Here is a 16,643-nt window from a genome sequence, read left to right on the forward strand (position 1 = left end):
GGATCTCCTGGGCGGATGGACGGGACGGAGGCGGGCGGGATCCGCCGTCGGCGGCGGGTCAGCGCACCGGATGGCCGGCGGCGGCCACGGCCTCCTTGACCCGGGCGAGCATGTCGTCGGGGCCGAAGTGGAACAGTGAGGCGGCCAGCACCGCGTCGGCGCCGGCCTCGACGGCCTCCGGGAAGTCCTCGGGCTTCCCGGCGCCGCCGGAGGCGATCAGCGGCACCCGGGTGGCCGACCGGACGGTGCGGATCATCTCGACGTCGAACCCGTCGCGGGTGCCGTCGGCGTCGATGGAGTTCAGCAGGATCTCGCCGACGCCGCGCCCGGCGGCCTCGCGGCACCAGGCGACGGCGTCGAGGCCGGTGCCGCGCCGGCCGCCGTGGGTGGTGACCTCGAAGCCGGAGGCGATCGCCGGGTCCTCCGTGCGCCGGGCGTCCAGCGAGAGCACCAGCACCTGGGAGCCGAAGCGGGCGGCGATCTCGTCGATGACCTCCGGACGGTCCACCGCCGCCGTGTTGATCGAGGCCTTGTCCGCTCCGCAGCGCAGCAGCCGGGCGACGTCCTCGGCGCTGCGCACGCCCCCGCCGACGGTCAGCGGGATGAAGACCTCCTCGGCGGTGCGGGTGACCACGTCGTAGGTCGTGCTGCGGTCCGAGGAGGATGCGGTGACGTCCAGGAATGTCAGCTCGTCGGCGCCGGCGGCGTCATAGCGCCGGGCCAGCTCCACCGGGTCGCCGGCGTCGCGCAGCTCGGCGAAGTTCACCCCCTTCACCACCCGCCCGGCGTCCACGTCGAGGCAGGGGATGATCCGGACCGCCAATGACATGCTGTGCTCCTCCTGTGCTCGATCAGACCGGGGACGGGGCGGGGTGCTGGGCGACGGCCCAGCTCAGACGCGGCAGGCGTGGATGGAGGAGACCAGGATCGCCCGGGCCCCGAGCTCGTATAGCTCGTCCATCAGCTGGTTCGTGCGTCCGCTGGGCACCATCGAGCGCACGGCCACCCAGTCCTCGTCGGCCAGCGGGGAGACCGTCGGCGACTCCAGCCCCGGAGTGATCGCCGCGGCCTGGTCGAGCAGCTCGCGGCGGATGTCATAGTCCATCATCACGTAGCGCCGGGCCACCAGCACGCCCTGGATCCGCCGGATGAGCCGGTCGATGCCGACGGGACGCTCGCCGTGGCGGGAGATCAGGATGGCCTCCGAGCGCATGATCGGCTCGCCGAACATCTCCATGCCGGCGGCCTTGAGCGTGTTGCCGGTCTCGACGACGTCGGCGATGGCGTCGGCGACGTCGAGCCGGACCGCGGTCTCCACGGCGCCGTCGAGGTGGACGACTTCGACGTCCTCGATGCCCTGGGAGGTGAACCAGTGGTCGAGCAGCCCGTCATAGCTGGTGGCCACCCGCTTGCCGGCGAGCTCCTCGGCGGAGCTGAAGCTGCCCTGCGGGGCCGCCAGGCGGAAGGTGGACTGGCCGAAGCCCAGCCCCAGGATCTCCTCGGCGCCGTGGTCGACGCGCGCGTCCTGGAAGAGGTCGCGGCCGGTGATCCCGATGTCCAGGGTCCCGGAGCCGACGTAGACGGCGATGTCGCGCGGACGGAGGTAGAAGAATTCGACGCCGTTCTCCTCGTCGACCATCACGAGGTCGCGCTTGTCACGGCGCTGGACGTATCCGGCTTCGGAGAGCATGGCCATGGCGGCCTCGGAGAGCGCGCCCTTGTTCGGTACGGCAACACGCAGCATGGATCAGGTGGTCCCTCGGGTCAGTATGCGGATCAGGAGCGGTTCGGGGGGGGCAGCGGCGAGAGGCGCCGGCTCAGAGATGGCGGTAGACGTCCTCGGGGCTGATCCCGCGGGCGAGCATCATCACCTGCAGGTGATACAGCAGCTGGGACATCTCCTCGGCGGCGGCCTCGTCGGACTCGTGCTCGGCGGCCATCCAGACTTCGGCGGCCTCCTCGACGATCTTCTTGCCGATGCTATGGACGCCGGCGTCGAGGGCGGCGACGGTGCCGGATCCCTCGGGTCGGGAGGCGGCCTTCTCGGCGAGTTCGGCATACAGCTGGTCGAAGGTCTTCACCGTCCCAGGGTATGCCGTCGGCGCCGGTCGCGGCGATTCGCCGCCCCGCGACGACGTCACAGACGCCACGACGCCGTCGCGGGCGGGACTCAGTCGAGGGCGTCGAGCACCGCTCGGGTCGCCACGGCGGCATGCGCGGCCTCGAAGCCCTTGTCCTCGGTGGAGCCCTCCAGCCCGGCGCGGTCGAGGGCCTGCTGGTCGTCGTCGACGGTGAGCACGCCGAAGCCCATCGGCGTCGCCGTGCGCAGCGAGGCCTCGGTGAGCCCGTCGGTGGCCGCCCGGCAGACGTAGTCGAAGTGCGGGGTTCCGCCGCGGACGACCACGCCCAGGGCGACGACGGCGTCGTGCGTCTCGGCGGCGCGGGCGGCCAGCAGCGGCAGCTCGAAGCTGCCCGGGGCGCGGAGCAGCGTGACGTCGTCGACGCCGATCTGCTCCAGGAAGCGGTGCGCGCCGCCGATCAGGCCGTCCATCACGCGGGTGTGCCAGCGGGAGGCCACCACGGCCACGCGCAGGCCGCGTCCGGCCCGGGCGCGCAGCTGCTGCAGCTCGTCGGCGTCGATCACGGGGGTTCCGGTGCTGCTCATCGTTCTCCTTGCTCGTTCAGCGGTCGGGTCTGTTCGGCCGGCTCGCCGCGGCCGTCGGCGTCGGGGACCTCCGTCGGCGTCTCGCCGAGCCCCAGGCGGTCGCCGAGGTGGTCCATGAGGTGATGCATGCGGTCGCGCTTGGTGCGCAGGTAGCGGCGGTTCTCGTCGTGGACCTCGCCCTCGGAGGGCACCTGCTCGACGTCGAGGCCGGCCTCCTGCAGCGCGGCGACCTTCTCCGGGTTGTTCGTCAGCAGCCGCACCCGCGTCAGCCCGCAGCTGTGCAGGATGGCCGCCGCGCCGGTGTAGTCGCGCAGCTCGGCGGCCAGCCCGAGCATCTCGTTGGCCTCGACGGTGTCGGCGCCCTCCTCCTGGAGCTGATAGGCGCGCAGCTTGTTGGCCAGCCCGATCCCGCGCCCCTCGTGGCCGCGCAGGTAGAGCAGGTGCCCGCCGTCGCGCTGGATGGACTCCAGCGCCGAGGCCAGCTGCGTGCCGCAGTCGCAGCGGTGCGAGCCCAGCACGTCGCCGGTGATGCACTCGGAGTGCAGCCGGATCAGCGGGGCCGCGCCGGCGGCGTCGACTCCGTCCCCGCCCTCGGCCGGCGCCTGCGAACGGGCGGAGATGAGCAGGTGCTCGTGGCCGGTGTCGTGCTCGGCCCAGACCTGGGCGGCGAAGATCCCGTGGTCGGTGGGCAGGGTGACCACCGGCCCCGGGGTGACCAGGGCGCGGGCCTGCTCGGAGGGGCTGTCCCAGGACGCCCGGGCGGCGTCGCGCACGGCCGTCGGATCCACGGCGCCGCCGCGGTAGTCGACCAGGTCGGCGATCGAGATCAGCGCCAGCCCGTGGGCGTCGGCGAACTCGCGCAGCGCCGGCACGCGCATCATGCGGCCGTCGTCGTGGACGAGCTCGGCGATCGCCCCGACCTGCGAGGTCCCGGCCAGCCGGCAGAGGTCGACGGCGGCCTCGGTGTGCCCGGACCGGCCGAGCACGCCGTCGGCGTGGGCGACGAGCGGGAAGACGTGGCCGGGGCGGGTCAGGGCGGCGGCGTCGGCGCCGCTGTCGGCCAGCACCTGCAGCGTCCGCGCCCGGTCGGCGGCGCTGATCCCGGTGGTCACCCCCGCGGCGGCGTCGACGCTGACGGTGTAGGCGGTGCCCTTGGGGTCCTCGTTCTCGGCCACCATCGCCGGCAGGTCCAGGTGGGCGGCGCGCTCGGCGCTCATCGGCGCGCAGACCACCCCGGAGCTGTGCCGGACGGTGAAGGCCATCAGCTCCTCGTCGGCGAGGGCCGCCGGCAGGATCAGGTCTCCCTCGTTCTCGCGGTCGGCGTCGTCGACGACGACGACCGGCCGCCCCTGGGCGAGCTGGTTCAGCGCGACCTCCACCGGGTCCAGCACCGGCTCCGGCGTCGTCGGCGCCGCGACGGCGGGCACCGCCGCGGCAGGGTCCTCCGCGGCGAGCTCGGCGGCGGCGAGATCGCCGGAGAAGCGCAGCATGCGGCGGGCGTATTTGGCCAGCACATCGACTTCGAGGTTCAGCGCGTCGCCGATCTCGCGGCGACCCAGCGTGGTCTCGGCCAGCGTGGTCGGGATCAGCCCGACCTCGAACCAGGCCGGCGCCTCTTCGGGGTCCGAGACCGCGGTGACGGTCAGCGAGACGCCGTCGACGGCGATCGAGCCCTTCTCCGCCAGATAGGGGGCGAGCTCCGCGGGCACGGCGACGCGGTGCCGTCCGTCGTGGACGTCGCGGGCGAGCAGCTCGCCGAGCCCGTCCACATGGCCCTGGACCACGTGGCCGTCCAGCCGGGCCCCGGAGGGCACGCAGCGCTCCAGGTTCACCCGATCCCCGACGGCTCGGCGTCCCAGCGTGGTGCGCCGCAGCGTCTCCTGGATCAGGTCGACGGCGAGGTGCTCGCCGTCGATCGAGGTGGCGCTGACGCACACGCCGTCGACGGCGATCGAGCCGCCCAGCGGCAGGTCGTCGACATGGCCCGGGGCGGCGACGGTGAGCCGCTCGACCCCGCGGGCGGGATCGGGGCGGCGTTCCACGACGGTGCCGAGTCCGGTGATGATTCCGGTGAACATCTCTCAGCTGCTCCTGTTCGCAAGGGTGGATGACGACGGGGGTTCGGGGGTGAGGTGGACGCAGACGTCGTCCTCCATCAGCGTCACCGGCCCGTCCTCGGCGGAGTCGGGTCGGAAGCGCGGCGCCTCGGACAGCGTCGAGACGCCGATGGCTCCGACGCTGCTGGGGCCCTGCCCGAGCAGCACCGGCGCGTGGTAGGCGAAGATCTCGTCGACCAGATCGGCGGCGAAGAAGGCCGAGAGCACCCGGGATCCGCCCTCGACGAGCACATGGCGCACGGGACGGCCCTCATGCTGGACGGCGGCCAGGCGGCGCAGCGCCTCGAGCGGATCGTGGGTGGGCACCTGCAGCCACCCCTCCCCCTCGGGCCGTCCGCCGCGCAGCCGCGCGTCCTCCGGCACCGGGCGGCGCCCCATGACCACCCGCAGCGGCTGCGCCGCCAGCGGCTCGCCGGAGGCGTCGCGGGCGGTGAGTCGGGGGTCGTCTACGGCGACGGTGCTGCTGCCGACGAGGATCGCGTCGATGCGCGCGCGGATCCGGTGGGTGTGGCTCCGCGAGGCGGCTGAGGTGATCCACTGGCTGGTGCCGTCGGCGGCGGCGATGCGCCCGTCCAGACTCTGCGCCAGGTGCACGGTGACGAAGGGGCGCCCCTGCTGCTGGGCGAGCGTCCACCGGTGGTTCAGCCGACGGCATGCCGCGGCGAGCACTCCGGAGACGACCTCCACGCCGGCCGCGGCGAGCTCGTCCGCTCCTCCGCCGGCGTCGGCGGTCGGATCGGCGGCGCCGTGGACGACTCGCGGGATGCCGGCGGCCAGGATCGCCTCCACGCACGGCGGCTGGCGGCCGTGGTGCCGGCAGGGCTCGAGGGTGCAGTAGAGCGTCGTGGTGCGCAGATCGACGTCGGGCCGCTCCGCGGCGGCCCGGGAGAGCGCGTCGCGCTCGGCGTGCCGGTGCCCGGCGCCGCGGTGGTGGCCGACGGCGACCACTGCGCCGGAGTCGTCGACGAGCACGGCCCCGACCAGTGGGTTCACCCCGCGCACGCCACGCTCGGCGGCCTGCAGCGCGGCGGCCATGTGCTTCTCGTGCTCAGTCATCGCCGTCATCGCCGCCCTCTCCGCGCGCGGCCCGGCGACGACGTCGTCGGGCGCGGAGGGCCCGGGAAGCGCGGAACATGCATGGGCGTCGTGTCCTCCCCCGGTCCGGCGGATCTCGTGGATGCCAGGAGCTCCGGGGTGACGGCGCCTGCGCGACGGAGGGCGGCGCCGGTCCGCGGAGAGACCCGGGACGCGTCCGACCCCCAGCGTGCTTCTCCCCTCCAGACTGTGACTGTCGGCACCGGAATTCCACCGGTTCAACCGTGGACGTCGGGGACGACCGCGGGTCGCGGGCTGTGACCGCCGGTTCGGACTTCCACCGATCCCGGAGCACGTGGTGTGTCGAGGTCCAGTCTGCCACAGGCATGAGAAAGGCCCGGAATCCTCTCGGATTCCGGGCCTTTCGGTGATACTCCAGAGCGGATGACGAGATTCGAACTCGCGACCCTCACCATGGCAAGGTGATGCTCTAGCCAGCTGAGCTACATCCGCATGGATGATCAGTATAGACCATCCAGTGCGCGATACTGGGTTCGAACCAGTGACCTCTTCCGTGTCAAGGAAGCGCGCTACCGCTGCGCCAATCGCGCCTGTTCAGTTGTCGGCCGGCTGCGGACAGCTCGACCGTCGTGCGAGGTGGGGACGGGAATCGAACCCGCGTTGACGGCTTTGCAGGCCGCTGCCTCGCCACTCGGCCACCCCACCGTACCCGATCAGCTCCTCGCTCGCATCCCGGAGGATCCTGCGAGGCCTGCTCGACGTCCAGCGGCCGGGCCGGAGCCCGCACGCCGTCTGCAGTGCCCCTCCGACGCCGGACGAATCCGGGCGGCGAAGAGCGAACCGCAGCATGCGACGGCCTCGGAAGACCGATTCCGCCGCATGGCATGCAGCTCGTCGAGCGGATGACGAGATTCGAACTCGCGACCCTCACCATGGCAAGGTGATGCTCTAGCCAGCTGAGCTACATCCGCCTGTCATCTGCGTCGGTTCCGCGGGAACCCCTCGTCAGGCGACCCTGACAGTGTCTCACACTCTCACGGCCTCCGTCCCGGAGCGGGGCGGCCCGTCGTCACCTCTGCGTTCCGACGACATGAAACTCTAGTGGAGCCCCGCCCGTCGCGTCCAATCGAGAGTGCGTGACCCCCGTCACATACCGGTGCGACCTCCCTCCATCCCCGCCACGGCGGGCGAGGCCGCCTTCGCCCGGACGAGCGTGGCAGACTGGTCGGCGACATGACACAGCCCAGCCTCGCCCACGCCACCGACTTCGGCCGGATGTACTCGCGTTCGACGACCTCGACCCCGGAGGTCCCCTCGATCACCACGGTGATCGGCCAGGAGCACAAGGACCTCACCGGCTGGGCGGGTCATATGGCCGCCACCGAGCTCATCGCCGACGACCGGCTCCCCGAGGCCGTGGGCTCGACGACGAAGCTGCGCTCGCTGGCGCGCCGGGCCTCCTCGGCCGCGGCGCGCTTCCGCGACGACGCCGCCGCACGGGGCGACCGCGTCCACCACTACGCCGAGCAGGTCGCCCGGCGGGCGCTGGACGCCGAGCACGAGGCCGAGGCCGCCCGCGAGGTGCTGCGCGCCCACGACGAACTGGCCTTCGCCGACCAGTTCGACCACTGGTGGCGGACCTTCGCGGTGAAGCCGCTGGCCGCGGAGGTCACCGTCTGGAACCACACGCTGGGCTATGCCGGGACGCTGGACCTCGTCGCCGAGATCGGCGGCCGGACCTGCATCATCGACTTCAAGACCAAGGGCCTGACGCGGAAGGGCCGCGCCAAGCCGCTCAGCGAGTCCGTGGTGATGCAGCTGGTCGCCGGCATGCAGGCCGAGGAGATGCTCGTCGACGCCGACGACGGCGGCTGGACGCCGTGGCCGCACGGCGACGGTTCGCCGGTGCTGCTCGGCGTGGCCCTCTCCGCCCGCGAGGTGGTCCCCGTCCAGGCCAACCCTGAGGTGCTGAAGTCCCACTGGCACAAGTTCTGGGCGCTGCGCCAGGTCTGGGAGCATATGCGCCGCGCCAGCGAGGCCGGCCCCGCGCTGCAGCCGATCGGGCCGCCGCCGGCGCCTGTGCCGGAGGTCGTGCCCGAGACTGCGCCGAAGGCTGCACCGGATACTGCACCGGAGACTGCGGCAGAGTCGGCGGCGTCGACGGCGTAGCGCCTCCGCCGCCCGCCCCGCTCCCCTCCCCCATGCACCACGCATGACCTCCGCACGCCCTCGCACAGTAGGATCGACACTATGGCTGTTCTCCCCCTCCGCATGATCGGCGACCCGGTGCTCCGCACGCCGGCCCGCGAGGTCGGCGTCGTCGATGACTCGGCGCGCCGGCTGATCGAGGACATGCTCACCACGATGGACGCCGTCGGCGGGATCGGCCTCGCCGCCCCGCAGGTCGGCGTGGGACTGCGGATCTTCACCTATGACGTCGCCGGATCGCGCGGCGCCGTCGTCGACCCGGCGGTGGAGACCGACGGCGAGCCGGAGTTCACCCCGCAGGACGCCGCGGCCGGCCCGGCCGAGGGGACGAACCTCCTCCGCGAGGGCTGCCTGTCCGTCGCCGACGTCCACGGGCCGGTGGGACGCCCGCAGCGCGCCCGGCTGACCGGGCTGGCCCCCGACGGCGGGCGCGTCGACGTCGAGGCCTCGGGACTGCTCGCCGTCTGCTTCCAGCACGAGGTCGACCATCTCGACGGCCGGCTCTTCGTGGATCGACTGGTCGGCGAGGAGAAGCGCGCCGCGCTGCGCACGCTGCGGCGAACCCCGCAGGACGCCGGCTCCTCCCCCGACGCGCGCCGCGCCCCGAGCGCGGGAGGGAGCTTCTTCGCCGCAGGCCGCTGACGTCCGCGGGTCCGCGGCAGGGCGCCGGGCGGGGCCCGAGGGTCAGCACCGTCCCAGCGTCCCGCCCGACCAGCACAGCACCGATCTCCTGGGAAGGACCTTCGTGCAGCACTACACCGAGACGTCGCTCGCCGCGGCGGGACGCCGCACCGACTCCGCCGCGGCGGCCGCCGGCGGCGTCCTCTTCGCCGGCACCCCGCAGATCGCCGCGGACTGCCTGTCGGGCCTGCTCGCCGCCGGCGTCGACGTCGTCGCCGTGCTGACCCGGCCGGACGCCCCGGTGGGGCGCCGGCGACGGATGACGCCCTCGCCGGTGGCGCGCCTCGCCGAGGAGGCCGGGATCCCAGTGATCCGCGCCTCCCGCGTGGACGAGGAGGTCACCGCCGCGATCCGCGACACCGGCGCCCGGCTCGGGATCGCCGTCGCCTACGGCGCGCTGCTGCCCCAGCACGCCCTCGACGCCCCGGAGCGCGGCTGGGTGAACCTGCACTACTCGCGACTGCCGGCCCATCGCGGGGCCTCCCCCGTCCAGCACGCCGTGCTGGACGGCGACGTCGAGACCGCCGCGACGGTCTTCCAGATCGCGACGGGCATGGACACCGGCCCGATCCACGGCGTCTGCCCGCTGCCGATCAGCGAGGAGATCTCCGCCGGGGAGCTGCTCGACGAGCTCACCGCCGTCGGCACCCGTCTGCTCATCGCCCTGCTCCCCGACCTGCTGGCCGGCCGCTCGGTCCCCGAGCCGCAGGCCGGCGAGGCGACCCATGCCCCGAAGCTCACCCGCGAGGACGCCTTCATCGATCCCCGGCGCCCGGCCGCCGAGCTGGTCCGCCGGATCAACGCGACCACTCCCGAGCCGGGCCCCTGGACGCTGCTGGGCGAGGCGCGGCTCAAGCTCGGCACGGCCCGCCCCTATGAGGCCGAGGCTCCTGACGACATCGACGACGCTCCTGTCGGCACTGTCCTGCCGGCGCCCGAGGACCGACCCGGCGCGGGGTCGGTCCTGACGCTGCGCGCCGGCGACGGACGACTCGTCGTGCTGCGCGGCGTCCAGCCGGCGGGCAAGCAGATGATGGATCCGGCGTCCTGGCACCGCGGCCTGCGCGAGATTCCCGTCCTGGGCGCGGCGCCCCGGGCGGACGACGCCGGACCGGGTGCCGGAGCCTCGCACGAGCGGGGCGGACTCCCGTCGGGCCCCGACGATCCCCCTCCGGCCGACGGCCGGCCGCAGACCTCCCGGGAGGAGCAGCGATGACCCCGCAGCAGCACCGAGGCCCGGGAGACGGCTCCTCGGGCCGTCCCGAGCGTCGAGCACGCCAGGACCGCCAGGACCGGCGGAGCAGCTCGGCGGACTCGACTCCGCGCGACGCCGGCGGCCGCCAGCGCTCCCGCGCGTCCAGCTCGACGCCGCGCCGCCGCAGCCGCAGCGCGCCGTCGGAGCGCACTCGTGCGGCCGATCCCGCCCGGCGCACCGCCTTCCGGGTGCTGCGAGCGGTCTCGGCCGACGACGCCTACGCCAACCTGGTGCTGCCCGCCGAGATCCGGCGGGCGAAGCTCGGTCGCCGCGACGCCGGCTTCGCCACCGAGCTGACCTACGGCGCGCTGCGCGGGCAGGGCACCTATGATGCGATCCTGGCCGCCTGCGTGGACCGTCCGCTGGACTCCCTCGATGCGCCGGTGCTCGACGCGCTGCGCCTGGGCGCCCACCAGCTGCTCGGCATGCGGGTCGACGACCACGCCGCCGTCGGCGAGACGGTCGGACTGGTCCGCGGCGAGATCGGAGCCGGCCCCTCCGGGCTGGTCAACGCCGTGCTGCGCCGCGTCGGGGCGAAGTCCCGCGCCGACTGGATCGCCGAGGTCGCCTCCGCCCGCGGCACCTCCGCCGGCGACGACGAGGCGCTGGCCCTGGAGCATGCCCATCCCTCCTGGGTGGTGCGGGCGCTGCGCCAGGGGCTGCGCCTGCACGGCCGCGGCGGGCCCGGCGAGCTGGAGGAGCTGCTGGCCGCCGACAACGCCGCCCCCGAGGTCCACCTGGTCGGCCTGCCCGAGCTGGGCGAGCGCCACCTACCGGCGGCCCTGGAGGTCGGCGGCGAGGAGAGCCCGCTGCTCGAAGACGCCGTCGTCTTCCGCGGCGGGGACGTGGGCCGGCTGCCCGGCGTGCGCGAGGGCGTCGTCCGCGTCCAGGACATCGGCTCGCAGTGGATCGCCCGCGCGCTGACGGCGGCCTTCACCCCGGAGACCGTCGACCCCGACGTCGCCGGGGAGCGCTGGCTGGACCTCTGCGCCGGGCCGGGCGGCAAGGCCGCCCTGCTCGCCGCCCTGGCCGCGCAGCAGGAGGCCTGGCTGCTCGCCAACGAGCCCGCCGACCACCGTGCCGAGCTGGTCCGTCAGGCCCTCGACGCTGTGGACTCCGAGGCCTGGGACCTGCGCACCGGCGACGGGCGCACCGTCGGCGACGACGACCTCGGAGCATTCGACCGGATCCTGCTCGACGCCCCGTGCACCGGACTCGGCGCGCTGCGTCGGCGCCCCGAGGCGCGCTGGCGCCGCAGCCCCTCCGACCTCGCCGAGCTGACGGTGCTGCAGTCCGAGCTGCTCGACGCCGCCGTCGACGTCCTCGCCCCGGGCGGGCTGCTGGCGTATGTGACCTGCTCGCCGCACGCCGCCGAGACGGTGGTGCAGGTCGACGACGTGCTGCGCCGCCATCCGGAGCTGCAGCTGCTCGACGCGCATGACCCGATGGCGATGGTCGCGCTGCCCGAGGGCGCCCGGCTGGCCGCCGCGTCGCCGGCGCCGTCGACGACGCCGGACGGATCGGAGACCGGCGCCGCCGTCGCCGACCGGTCCCGCATGGTCCAGCTCTGGCCGCACGTCACCGGCACCGACGCGATGTTCTTCGCCCTGCTGCACCGGCCGGCCTGAGCGCGGCGCGCGACGCAGCCCACCGACCCGATCGACCAGGAGGATCGACCCGTGACCCCCTCGCCCCGCACGCCCTGCATCCACCCGAGCATCCTCAGCGCGGACTTCGCGAACCTAGAGCGGGAGCTCTCCCGGATCAGCACCGCCGACGCCGTGCACGTCGACGTCATGGACAACCACTTCGTGCCCAACCTCACGCTGGGCCTGCCGGTGGTCGAGTCGCTGCGCGCGGCGACGGATCTGCCGCTGGACATCCACCTGATGATCGAAGATGCCGACGTCTGGGCGCCGCGCTACGCCGAGCTGGGCTGCGAGTCGGTGACCTTCCACGCCGAGGCCGCGCAGGCGCCGATCCGGCTGGCCCGCGAGCTGCGCGCCCGGCACAGCAGCGCGGCGATGGCGTTGAAGCCGGCCACCGGGATCGAGTCCTACCTGGACATGCTCGGCGAGCTGGACATGCTGCTGCTGATGACCGTCGAGCCCGGATTCGGCGGGCAGTCCTTCCTGGACCTGGTGCTGCCGAAGATCCGCCGGGCGCGGAAGGCGGTCGACGACCTGGGCGGGGAGATCGCGGTGCAGATCGACGGCGGGGTGAATGCCGAGACGATCCTGCGTGCCGCCGACGCGGGCGCGGACACCTTCGTGGCCGGCTCGGCGGTCTACGCGGCCGAGGACCCGGACGCGGCGATCGCGGGTCTGCGCGGACTGCTGGAGCACTGAGCCGCAGGGGGCGCGGACGAAGACCGGCGGTGCTCCCGACCTTCCCCTGTCGAGAGCACCGCCGGAGTCTGCGATGCGGCCGCCGCGCGGGCGACCACGAGGCCGAGTTTAGCGGAACCCGAAGCGCGGCTGCACCACGGTGACGCCGTCGGCGGTCCCGCCGGGCATCTCCTCCTCGCGGCGCAGCTCGTCGATGGCCTCCTGGAAGTCGTCGAGGCCGCCGAAGCCCCGGTAGACGGAGGCGAAGCGCATATAGGCGACCACGTCGAGAGTGCGCAGCGGACGCAGGATGGCCAGGCCGACGTCGTTCGCGTCGACTTCGGCGTTGCCCGATGCGCGCACCGCCTCCTCGACCTCCTGGGCCAGCACGGCGAGGTCGTCGCTGGAGACCGGCCGTCCCTGGCAGGCCTTGCGCACGCCGTTGATGACTTTGGAGCGGTCGAAGGGCTCGGCGGCTCCGGAGCGCTTGATCACGTTCAACGACGTGGTCTCCATCGTGGTGAAGCGCTTCGAGCACTGCGGGCACTGCCGCCGGCGCCGGATGCCGGAGCCGTCGTCGAGCATGCGCGAATCGACCACGCGGGACGCGTCGTGGCGACAGTACGGACAGTACATCGCGGCGCTCTCCTCTCCTGCGGTCCGCTCGCGGCCCGTCGGACGCTGATCCGGCGCACATCACCGGACGGCATGAGTCTACGCACTAGATGTGGTGGCCATCAAGTCCGCATACACAAGATGTTGTGGGGGCGGCGGGCCGACAGGCAGATCAGGACTCGAGGCAGCTCGGCCCCAGCAGCACTTTCAGATCCCCGTAGAGCGACGGCGACGGCGTGACCTGGTAGTCGGGCCCCAGCCGCATCACCTCGATGGTCGCCCCGGAGAGCAGCCGCACGTGGACGTCGTTGGAGCCGCGGTGCCGGCGCAGGATCTCGCCGAGCTGGGTGACGACCTTCTCGCTGGCCCGCTGGCTGGGCACCGAGAGCACCACCGGCCCGGTGCTCGTCTCGTCGTCGAGCTCGGGGACGATCATCTCCTGGGCCGACATCGACACCGAGCCGTCGTCGCGCCGCTGGATGCGGCCCTTGATGGCCACCACCAGATCCTCGGCGAGGACCATCGACACCGGCTGGTAGGCCTTGCCGAAGAACATCACCTCGACGGTGCCGCCGACGTCCTCGACCTCCACCCGCGCATAGGGGTTGCCCGAGGACTTCGCGATGCGGCGCTGCAGCGAGGTGATCATCCCGGCGATCGTCACCGTCGCCCCGTCGGGCGGGCCGTCCTCGCCGAGCAGCGAGGTGATCGAGCGGTCGGCGTGCTGGGCCAGCACCCGCTCCAGCCCCTGCAGCGGGTGGTCGGAGACGTAGAGGCCGAGCATGTCGCGCTCGAAGGCCAGCCGGTCCTTCTTGTCCCACTCGGGCACATCGGGCACGGCCACGGCGTCGAAGTCGTCCAGACCGTCCTCGCCGCCGGACATCGCCCCGAAGATGTCGGTCTCGTACTGCAGGGCGTCCTTCTTCTGCTTCACCGCCTGCTCGACGGCCTGCTCGTGGACCGAGACCAGCGCCCGGCGGGTGTAGCCGAGGTCGTCGAAGGAGCCGGCCTTGATCATCGACTCCACGGCGCGCTTGCCGCACACATGCGGCGGCACCTTCTTCAGGAAGTCGGAGAAGGACTCGAAGGCCCCCTTCTCCTGCCGCGCCTCGACCAGCCCGGCGACGACGTTGGAGCCGACGTTGCGCACAGCACCCATGCCGAAGCGGATCATGTCGTCGCCGACCGGGGTGAAGTTCTGCGTGGACTCGTTGACGCTCGGCGGGGTGACGGTGATGGCCATGTGGCGGCACTCGTTGAGGTAGAGCGCGAGCTTGTCGCGGTTCTCCCCCACCGACGTCAGCAGGGCGGCCATGTACTCGGCCGGGTAGTTCGCCTTCAAGTAGGCGGTCCAGTACGCGACCAGCCCGTAGGCGGCCGAGTGGGCCTTGTTGAAGGCGTACTCGGAGAAGGGCAGCAGGATGTCCCAGAGCGCCTGGATGGCCTCCTCGGAGAAGCCGTTGTCGAGCATGCCCTGGTGGAAGCCGACGTACTGCTTGTCCAGCTCCTCCTTCTTCTTCTTGCCCATCGCGCGGCGCAGGATGTCCGCCTGGCCCAGCGTGTAGCCGGCCACCCGCTGGGCGATCGCCATGACCTGCTCCTGGTAGACGATCAGCCCGTAGGTGGTGTCGAGGATGTCCTTCAGAGGCTCCTCGAGCTCCGCGTGGATCGGAGTGACCTCCTGCTGGCCGTTCTTCCGCAGCGCGTAGTTGATGTGCGAGTTCGCGCCCATCGGACCGGGGCGGTACAGCGCGATGGTCGCGGAGATGTCCTCGAAGTTGTCCGGGCGCATCTGGCGCAGCAGCTGGCGCATCGGCCCGCCGTCGAGCTGGAAGACGCCGAGCGTGTCCCCCTTGGCCAGCAGGTCGTAGGAGGGCTGGTCCTCCAGATGCAGCGTCTCCAGGTCCAGCTCGACGCCCTGGTTCTGCCGGACGTTCTCCAGCGCGTCGGAGATGATCGTCAGGTTCCGCAGCCCCAGGAAGTCCATCTTGATCAGGCCCAGGGTCTCGCAGGTCGGATAGTCGAACTGCGTGATGATCGCGCCGTCCTGCTCGCGCTTCATCAGCGGGATGATGTCCAGCAGCGGATCCGAGGACATGATGACGCCGGCGGCGTGCACGCCCCATTGACGCTTCAGCCCCTCGATGCCGGTGGCGAGGTCGAAGATCTCCTTCAGCCGCGGATCGGCCTCCAGCGTCTCGCGCATGTCGACCGCCTCGGCGTAGCGCGACGACTGTTCGTCGAAGATCTCGGCCAGCGGCGTCGGCTTGCCCTGCGCGTCCGGCGGCATGGCCTTGGTGAGCCGCTCGCCGGTGGAGAAGGGCTCGCCCATCACCCGGGCGGAGTCCTTCAGCGCCTGTTTGGACTTGATCGTGCCGTAGGTGACGATCATCGCCACCCGCTCGTCGCCGTACTTGTTGACGACGTACTGGATGACCTCGGCGCGCCGCCGGTCGTCGAAGTCGACGTCGAAGTCGGGCATCGAGACGCGGTCGGGGTTGAGGAAGCGCTCGAAGAACAGCCCGTGCTGCAGCGGGTTGAGGTCGGTGATGCGCATGGCGAAGGCGACCATCGAGCCGGCGCCGGAGCCGCGACCGGGGCCGACGCGGATGCCGTTCTCCTTGGCCCAGGTGATGAAGTCGGCGACGACCAGGAAGTAGCCCGGGAAGCCCATCTGGGTGATGATGCCGATCTCGTACTTCGCCTGGTCGCGCACGTCGTCGGGCACGCCGCCCGGGAAGCGGTAGGCCAGCCCGCGCTCGACCTCCTTGATGAACCAGGACTCCTCGGTCTCGCCCTCGGGCACCGGGAAGTTCGGCATGTAGGAGGCCGACTCGTCGAACTCCACGTGGCAGCGCTCGGCGATCGCCAGTGTGTTGTCGCAGGCCTCCGGGAAGTCGCGGAAGAGCTCGCGCATCTCCGCCGGGGACTTCAGATAGAACTCCTCGGCGTCGAACTTGAAGCGGTTCGGGTCGTCGAGGGTGGAGTTGGACTGCACGCACAGCAGCGCGCCGTGGGCATTGTGGTCGTGCTTATGCGTGTAGTGCAGGTCGTTGGTGGCGACCAGCGGCAGGTTGAGCTCCTTGGCCAGCTTCAGCAGGTCGCTCTTGACCCGGCGCTCGATGTCCAGACCGTGGTCCATCAGTTCGCAGAAGAAGCTCTCCTTGCCGAAGATGTCCTGGAACTCTCCGGCGGCCTTCTTCGCCTCCTGATACTGGCCCAGGTGCAGCCGCGTCTGGATCTCGCCGGAGGGGCAGCCGGTGGTGGCGATGATCCCGTCGGCGTAGTTCTGGAGCAGCTCGCGGTCCATGCGCGGCTTGTAGAAGAAGCCCTCGATGGAGGCCAGCGAGCCCATCCGGAAGAGGTTGTGCATCCCGGCGGTGTTCTCCGCCCACATGGTCATGTGGGTGTAGGCGCCGCCGCCGGCGACGTCCTTCTCCCCCTTGATGCCCTCGCCCCACTTCACGCGCCGGCGGTCCGAGCGATGGGTGCCCGGGCTGAGGTAGGCCTCCAGCCCCACGATGGGCTTCACCTGGTGCTTCTGGGCGGTCTTCCAGAAGTCGTAGGCGCCGAAGAGGAACCCGTGGTCGGTGGTGGCCACCGAGGACATCCCGAGCCGGCGCGTCTCCTCGAAGAGCTCGCCGATCTTCGCCGCTCCGTCGAGCATCGAGTACTCGGTGTGATTGTGCAGGTGGACGAAGTCTGCAGTCGAGGCCATG

Annotated in this window: 13 protein-coding genes, 4 tRNA genes and 1 riboswitch; of the genes, 5 read left to right on the plus strand and 12 right to left on the minus strand. The window is 72.3% G+C overall.

The features are described from left to right. Window positions 1-58 precede the first annotated feature (58 nt). The 10 genes from hisF to GCL72_RS06750 form a co-directional block, all read right to left on the minus strand. Entirely contained in the window at window positions 59-829 is a 771-nt protein-coding gene (gene hisF / locus GCL72_RS06705) for an imidazole glycerol phosphate synthase subunit HisF (RefSeq protein ID WP_153143921.1), read from the minus strand. Between the two features lie 63 nt (window positions 830-892). Continuing rightward, window positions 893-1,744, minus strand: coding sequence for an ATP phosphoribosyltransferase (hisG, locus tag GCL72_RS06710; RefSeq protein WP_153143922.1), 852 nt, complete (start codon window positions 1,742-1,744; stop codon window positions 893-895). Window positions 1,745-1,817: 73 nt separating this feature from the next. Next, window positions 1,818-2,081 (minus strand): phosphoribosyl-ATP diphosphatase, encoded by a 264-nt coding sequence (locus GCL72_RS06715; RefSeq protein WP_010525399.1) that lies wholly within the window; start codon window positions 2,079-2,081, stop codon window positions 1,818-1,820. 89 nt (window positions 2,082-2,170) lie between these two features. Then, window positions 2,171-2,665, minus strand: a complete 495-nt coding sequence (ribH, locus tag GCL72_RS06720; protein WP_211364989.1) for a 6,7-dimethyl-8-ribityllumazine synthase — start codon at window positions 2,663-2,665, stop codon at window positions 2,171-2,173. Further along, a complete protein-coding gene (gene ribB, locus GCL72_RS06725; protein WP_153143923.1) occupies window positions 2,662-4,743 on the minus strand; it encodes a 3,4-dihydroxy-2-butanone-4-phosphate synthase in 2,082 nt (693 codons plus the stop codon). The genes ribH and ribB overlap by 4 nt, the downstream gene beginning before the upstream one ends. Window positions 4,744-4,746: 3 nt before the next feature. After that, complete coding sequence (gene ribD, locus GCL72_RS06730) at window positions 4,747-5,838, minus strand: bifunctional diaminohydroxyphosphoribosylaminopyrimidine deaminase/5-amino-6-(5-phosphoribosylamino)uracil reductase RibD (RefSeq protein ID WP_170289578.1); 1,092 nt, start codon at window positions 5,836-5,838, stop codon at window positions 4,747-4,749. 205 nt (window positions 5,839-6,043) lie between these two features. Continuing rightward, window positions 6,044-6,175: riboswitch (FMN riboswitch) on the minus strand. An 81-nt stretch (window positions 6,176-6,256) separates the two neighbouring features. Further along, window positions 6,257-6,330: transfer RNA gene (locus tag GCL72_RS06735), tRNA-Gly, on the minus strand. Between the two features lie 26 nt (window positions 6,331-6,356). Next, window positions 6,357-6,428 (minus strand) — tRNA-Val (locus GCL72_RS06740). A gap of 44 nt (window positions 6,429-6,472) precedes the next feature. Beyond that, window positions 6,473-6,543 (minus strand) — tRNA-Cys (locus tag GCL72_RS06745). A 192-nt stretch (window positions 6,544-6,735) separates the two neighbouring features. After that, a tRNA-Gly gene (locus tag GCL72_RS06750) sits at window positions 6,736-6,809 on the minus strand. A gap of 262 nt (window positions 6,810-7,071) precedes the next feature. Between GCL72_RS06750 and GCL72_RS06755 the strand changes: the two genes are divergently transcribed. The 5 genes from GCL72_RS06755 (at window position 7,072) to rpe (ending at window position 12,330) form a co-directional block, all read left to right on the plus strand. Beyond that, window positions 7,072-8,007 carry a cytochrome gene (locus GCL72_RS06755; protein ID WP_153143925.1) on the plus strand — a complete coding sequence of 312 codons (936 nt, stop codon included), beginning with the start codon at window positions 7,072-7,074 and terminating at the stop codon, window positions 8,005-8,007. Between the two features lie 81 nt (window positions 8,008-8,088). After that, window positions 8,089-8,688 carry a peptide deformylase gene (gene def / locus GCL72_RS06760; RefSeq protein ID WP_153143926.1) on the plus strand — a complete coding sequence of 200 codons (600 nt, stop codon included), beginning with the start codon at window positions 8,089-8,091 and terminating at the stop codon, window positions 8,686-8,688. A 103-nt stretch (window positions 8,689-8,791) separates the two neighbouring features. Beyond that, on the plus strand, window positions 8,792-9,943 hold the full coding sequence (locus tag GCL72_RS06765) for a methionyl-tRNA formyltransferase (protein WP_153143927.1): 1,152 nt from the start codon (window positions 8,792-8,794) through the stop codon (window positions 9,941-9,943). After that, window positions 9,940-11,610 carry an RsmB/NOP family class I SAM-dependent RNA methyltransferase gene (locus tag GCL72_RS06770; RefSeq protein WP_153143928.1) on the plus strand — a complete coding sequence of 557 codons (1,671 nt, stop codon included), beginning with the start codon at window positions 9,940-9,942 and terminating at the stop codon, window positions 11,608-11,610. The genes GCL72_RS06765 and GCL72_RS06770 overlap by 4 nt, the downstream gene beginning before the upstream one ends. 51 nt (window positions 11,611-11,661) lie before the next feature. Beyond that, window positions 11,662-12,330, plus strand: a complete 669-nt coding sequence (gene rpe / locus GCL72_RS06775; RefSeq protein ID WP_153143929.1) for a ribulose-phosphate 3-epimerase — start codon at window positions 11,662-11,664, stop codon at window positions 12,328-12,330. A gap of 108 nt (window positions 12,331-12,438) precedes the next feature. Here rpe and nrdR read toward each other — a convergent pair whose 3' ends face one another. Next, window positions 12,439-12,945, minus strand: a complete 507-nt coding sequence (gene nrdR, locus GCL72_RS06780; RefSeq protein ID WP_153143930.1) for a transcriptional regulator NrdR — start codon at window positions 12,943-12,945, stop codon at window positions 12,439-12,441. 151 nt (window positions 12,946-13,096) lie between these two features. Next, window positions 13,097-16,642: a DNA polymerase III subunit alpha gene (gene dnaE, locus GCL72_RS06785; protein ID WP_153143931.1), complete on the minus strand. Its 3,546-nt coding sequence runs from the start codon at window positions 16,640-16,642 to the stop codon at window positions 13,097-13,099. Window position 16,643: the final 1 nt, after the last annotated feature.

This window comes from Nesterenkonia halophila (assembly GCF_009467795.1).
In the GTDB taxonomy this organism is placed as follows: Bacteria; Actinomycetota; Actinomycetes; order Actinomycetales; family Micrococcaceae; genus Nesterenkonia; species Nesterenkonia halobia.

What these genes read in the sequence shown, in the direction of transcription:
- hisF (WP_153143921.1), bottom strand. Translation starts at nt 829, where the DNA reads ATGTCATTGGCGGTCCGGATCATCCCCTGCCTCGACGTGGACGCCGGG.
- hisG (WP_153143922.1), bottom strand. Translation starts at nt 1,744, where the DNA reads ATGCTGCGTGTTGCCGTACCGAACAAGGGCGCGCTCTCCGAGGCCGCC.
- ribH (WP_211364989.1), bottom strand. Translation starts at nt 2,665, where the DNA reads ATGAGCAGCACCGGAACCCCCGTGATCGACGCCGACGAGCTGCAGCAG.
- ribB (WP_153143923.1), bottom strand. Translation starts at nt 4,743, where the DNA reads ATGTTCACCGGAATCATCACCGGACTCGGCACCGTCGTGGAACGCCGC.
- ribD (WP_170289578.1), bottom strand. Translation starts at nt 5,838, where the DNA reads ATGACTGAGCACGAGAAGCACATGGCCGCCGCGCTGCAGGCCGCCGAG.
- GCL72_RS06755 (WP_153143925.1), top strand. Translation starts at nt 7,072, where the DNA reads ATGACACAGCCCAGCCTCGCCCACGCCACCGACTTCGGCCGGATGTAC.
- def (WP_153143926.1), top strand. Translation starts at nt 8,089, where the DNA reads ATGGCTGTTCTCCCCCTCCGCATGATCGGCGACCCGGTGCTCCGCACG.
- GCL72_RS06770 (WP_153143928.1), top strand. Translation starts at nt 9,940, where the DNA reads ATGACCCCGCAGCAGCACCGAGGCCCGGGAGACGGCTCCTCGGGCCGT.
- nrdR (WP_153143930.1), bottom strand. Translation starts at nt 12,945, where the DNA reads ATGTACTGTCCGTACTGTCGCCACGACGCGTCCCGCGTGGTCGATTCG.
- dnaE (WP_153143931.1), bottom strand. Translation starts at nt 16,642, where the DNA reads ATGGCCTCGACTGCAGACTTCGTCCACCTGCACAATCACACCGAGTAC.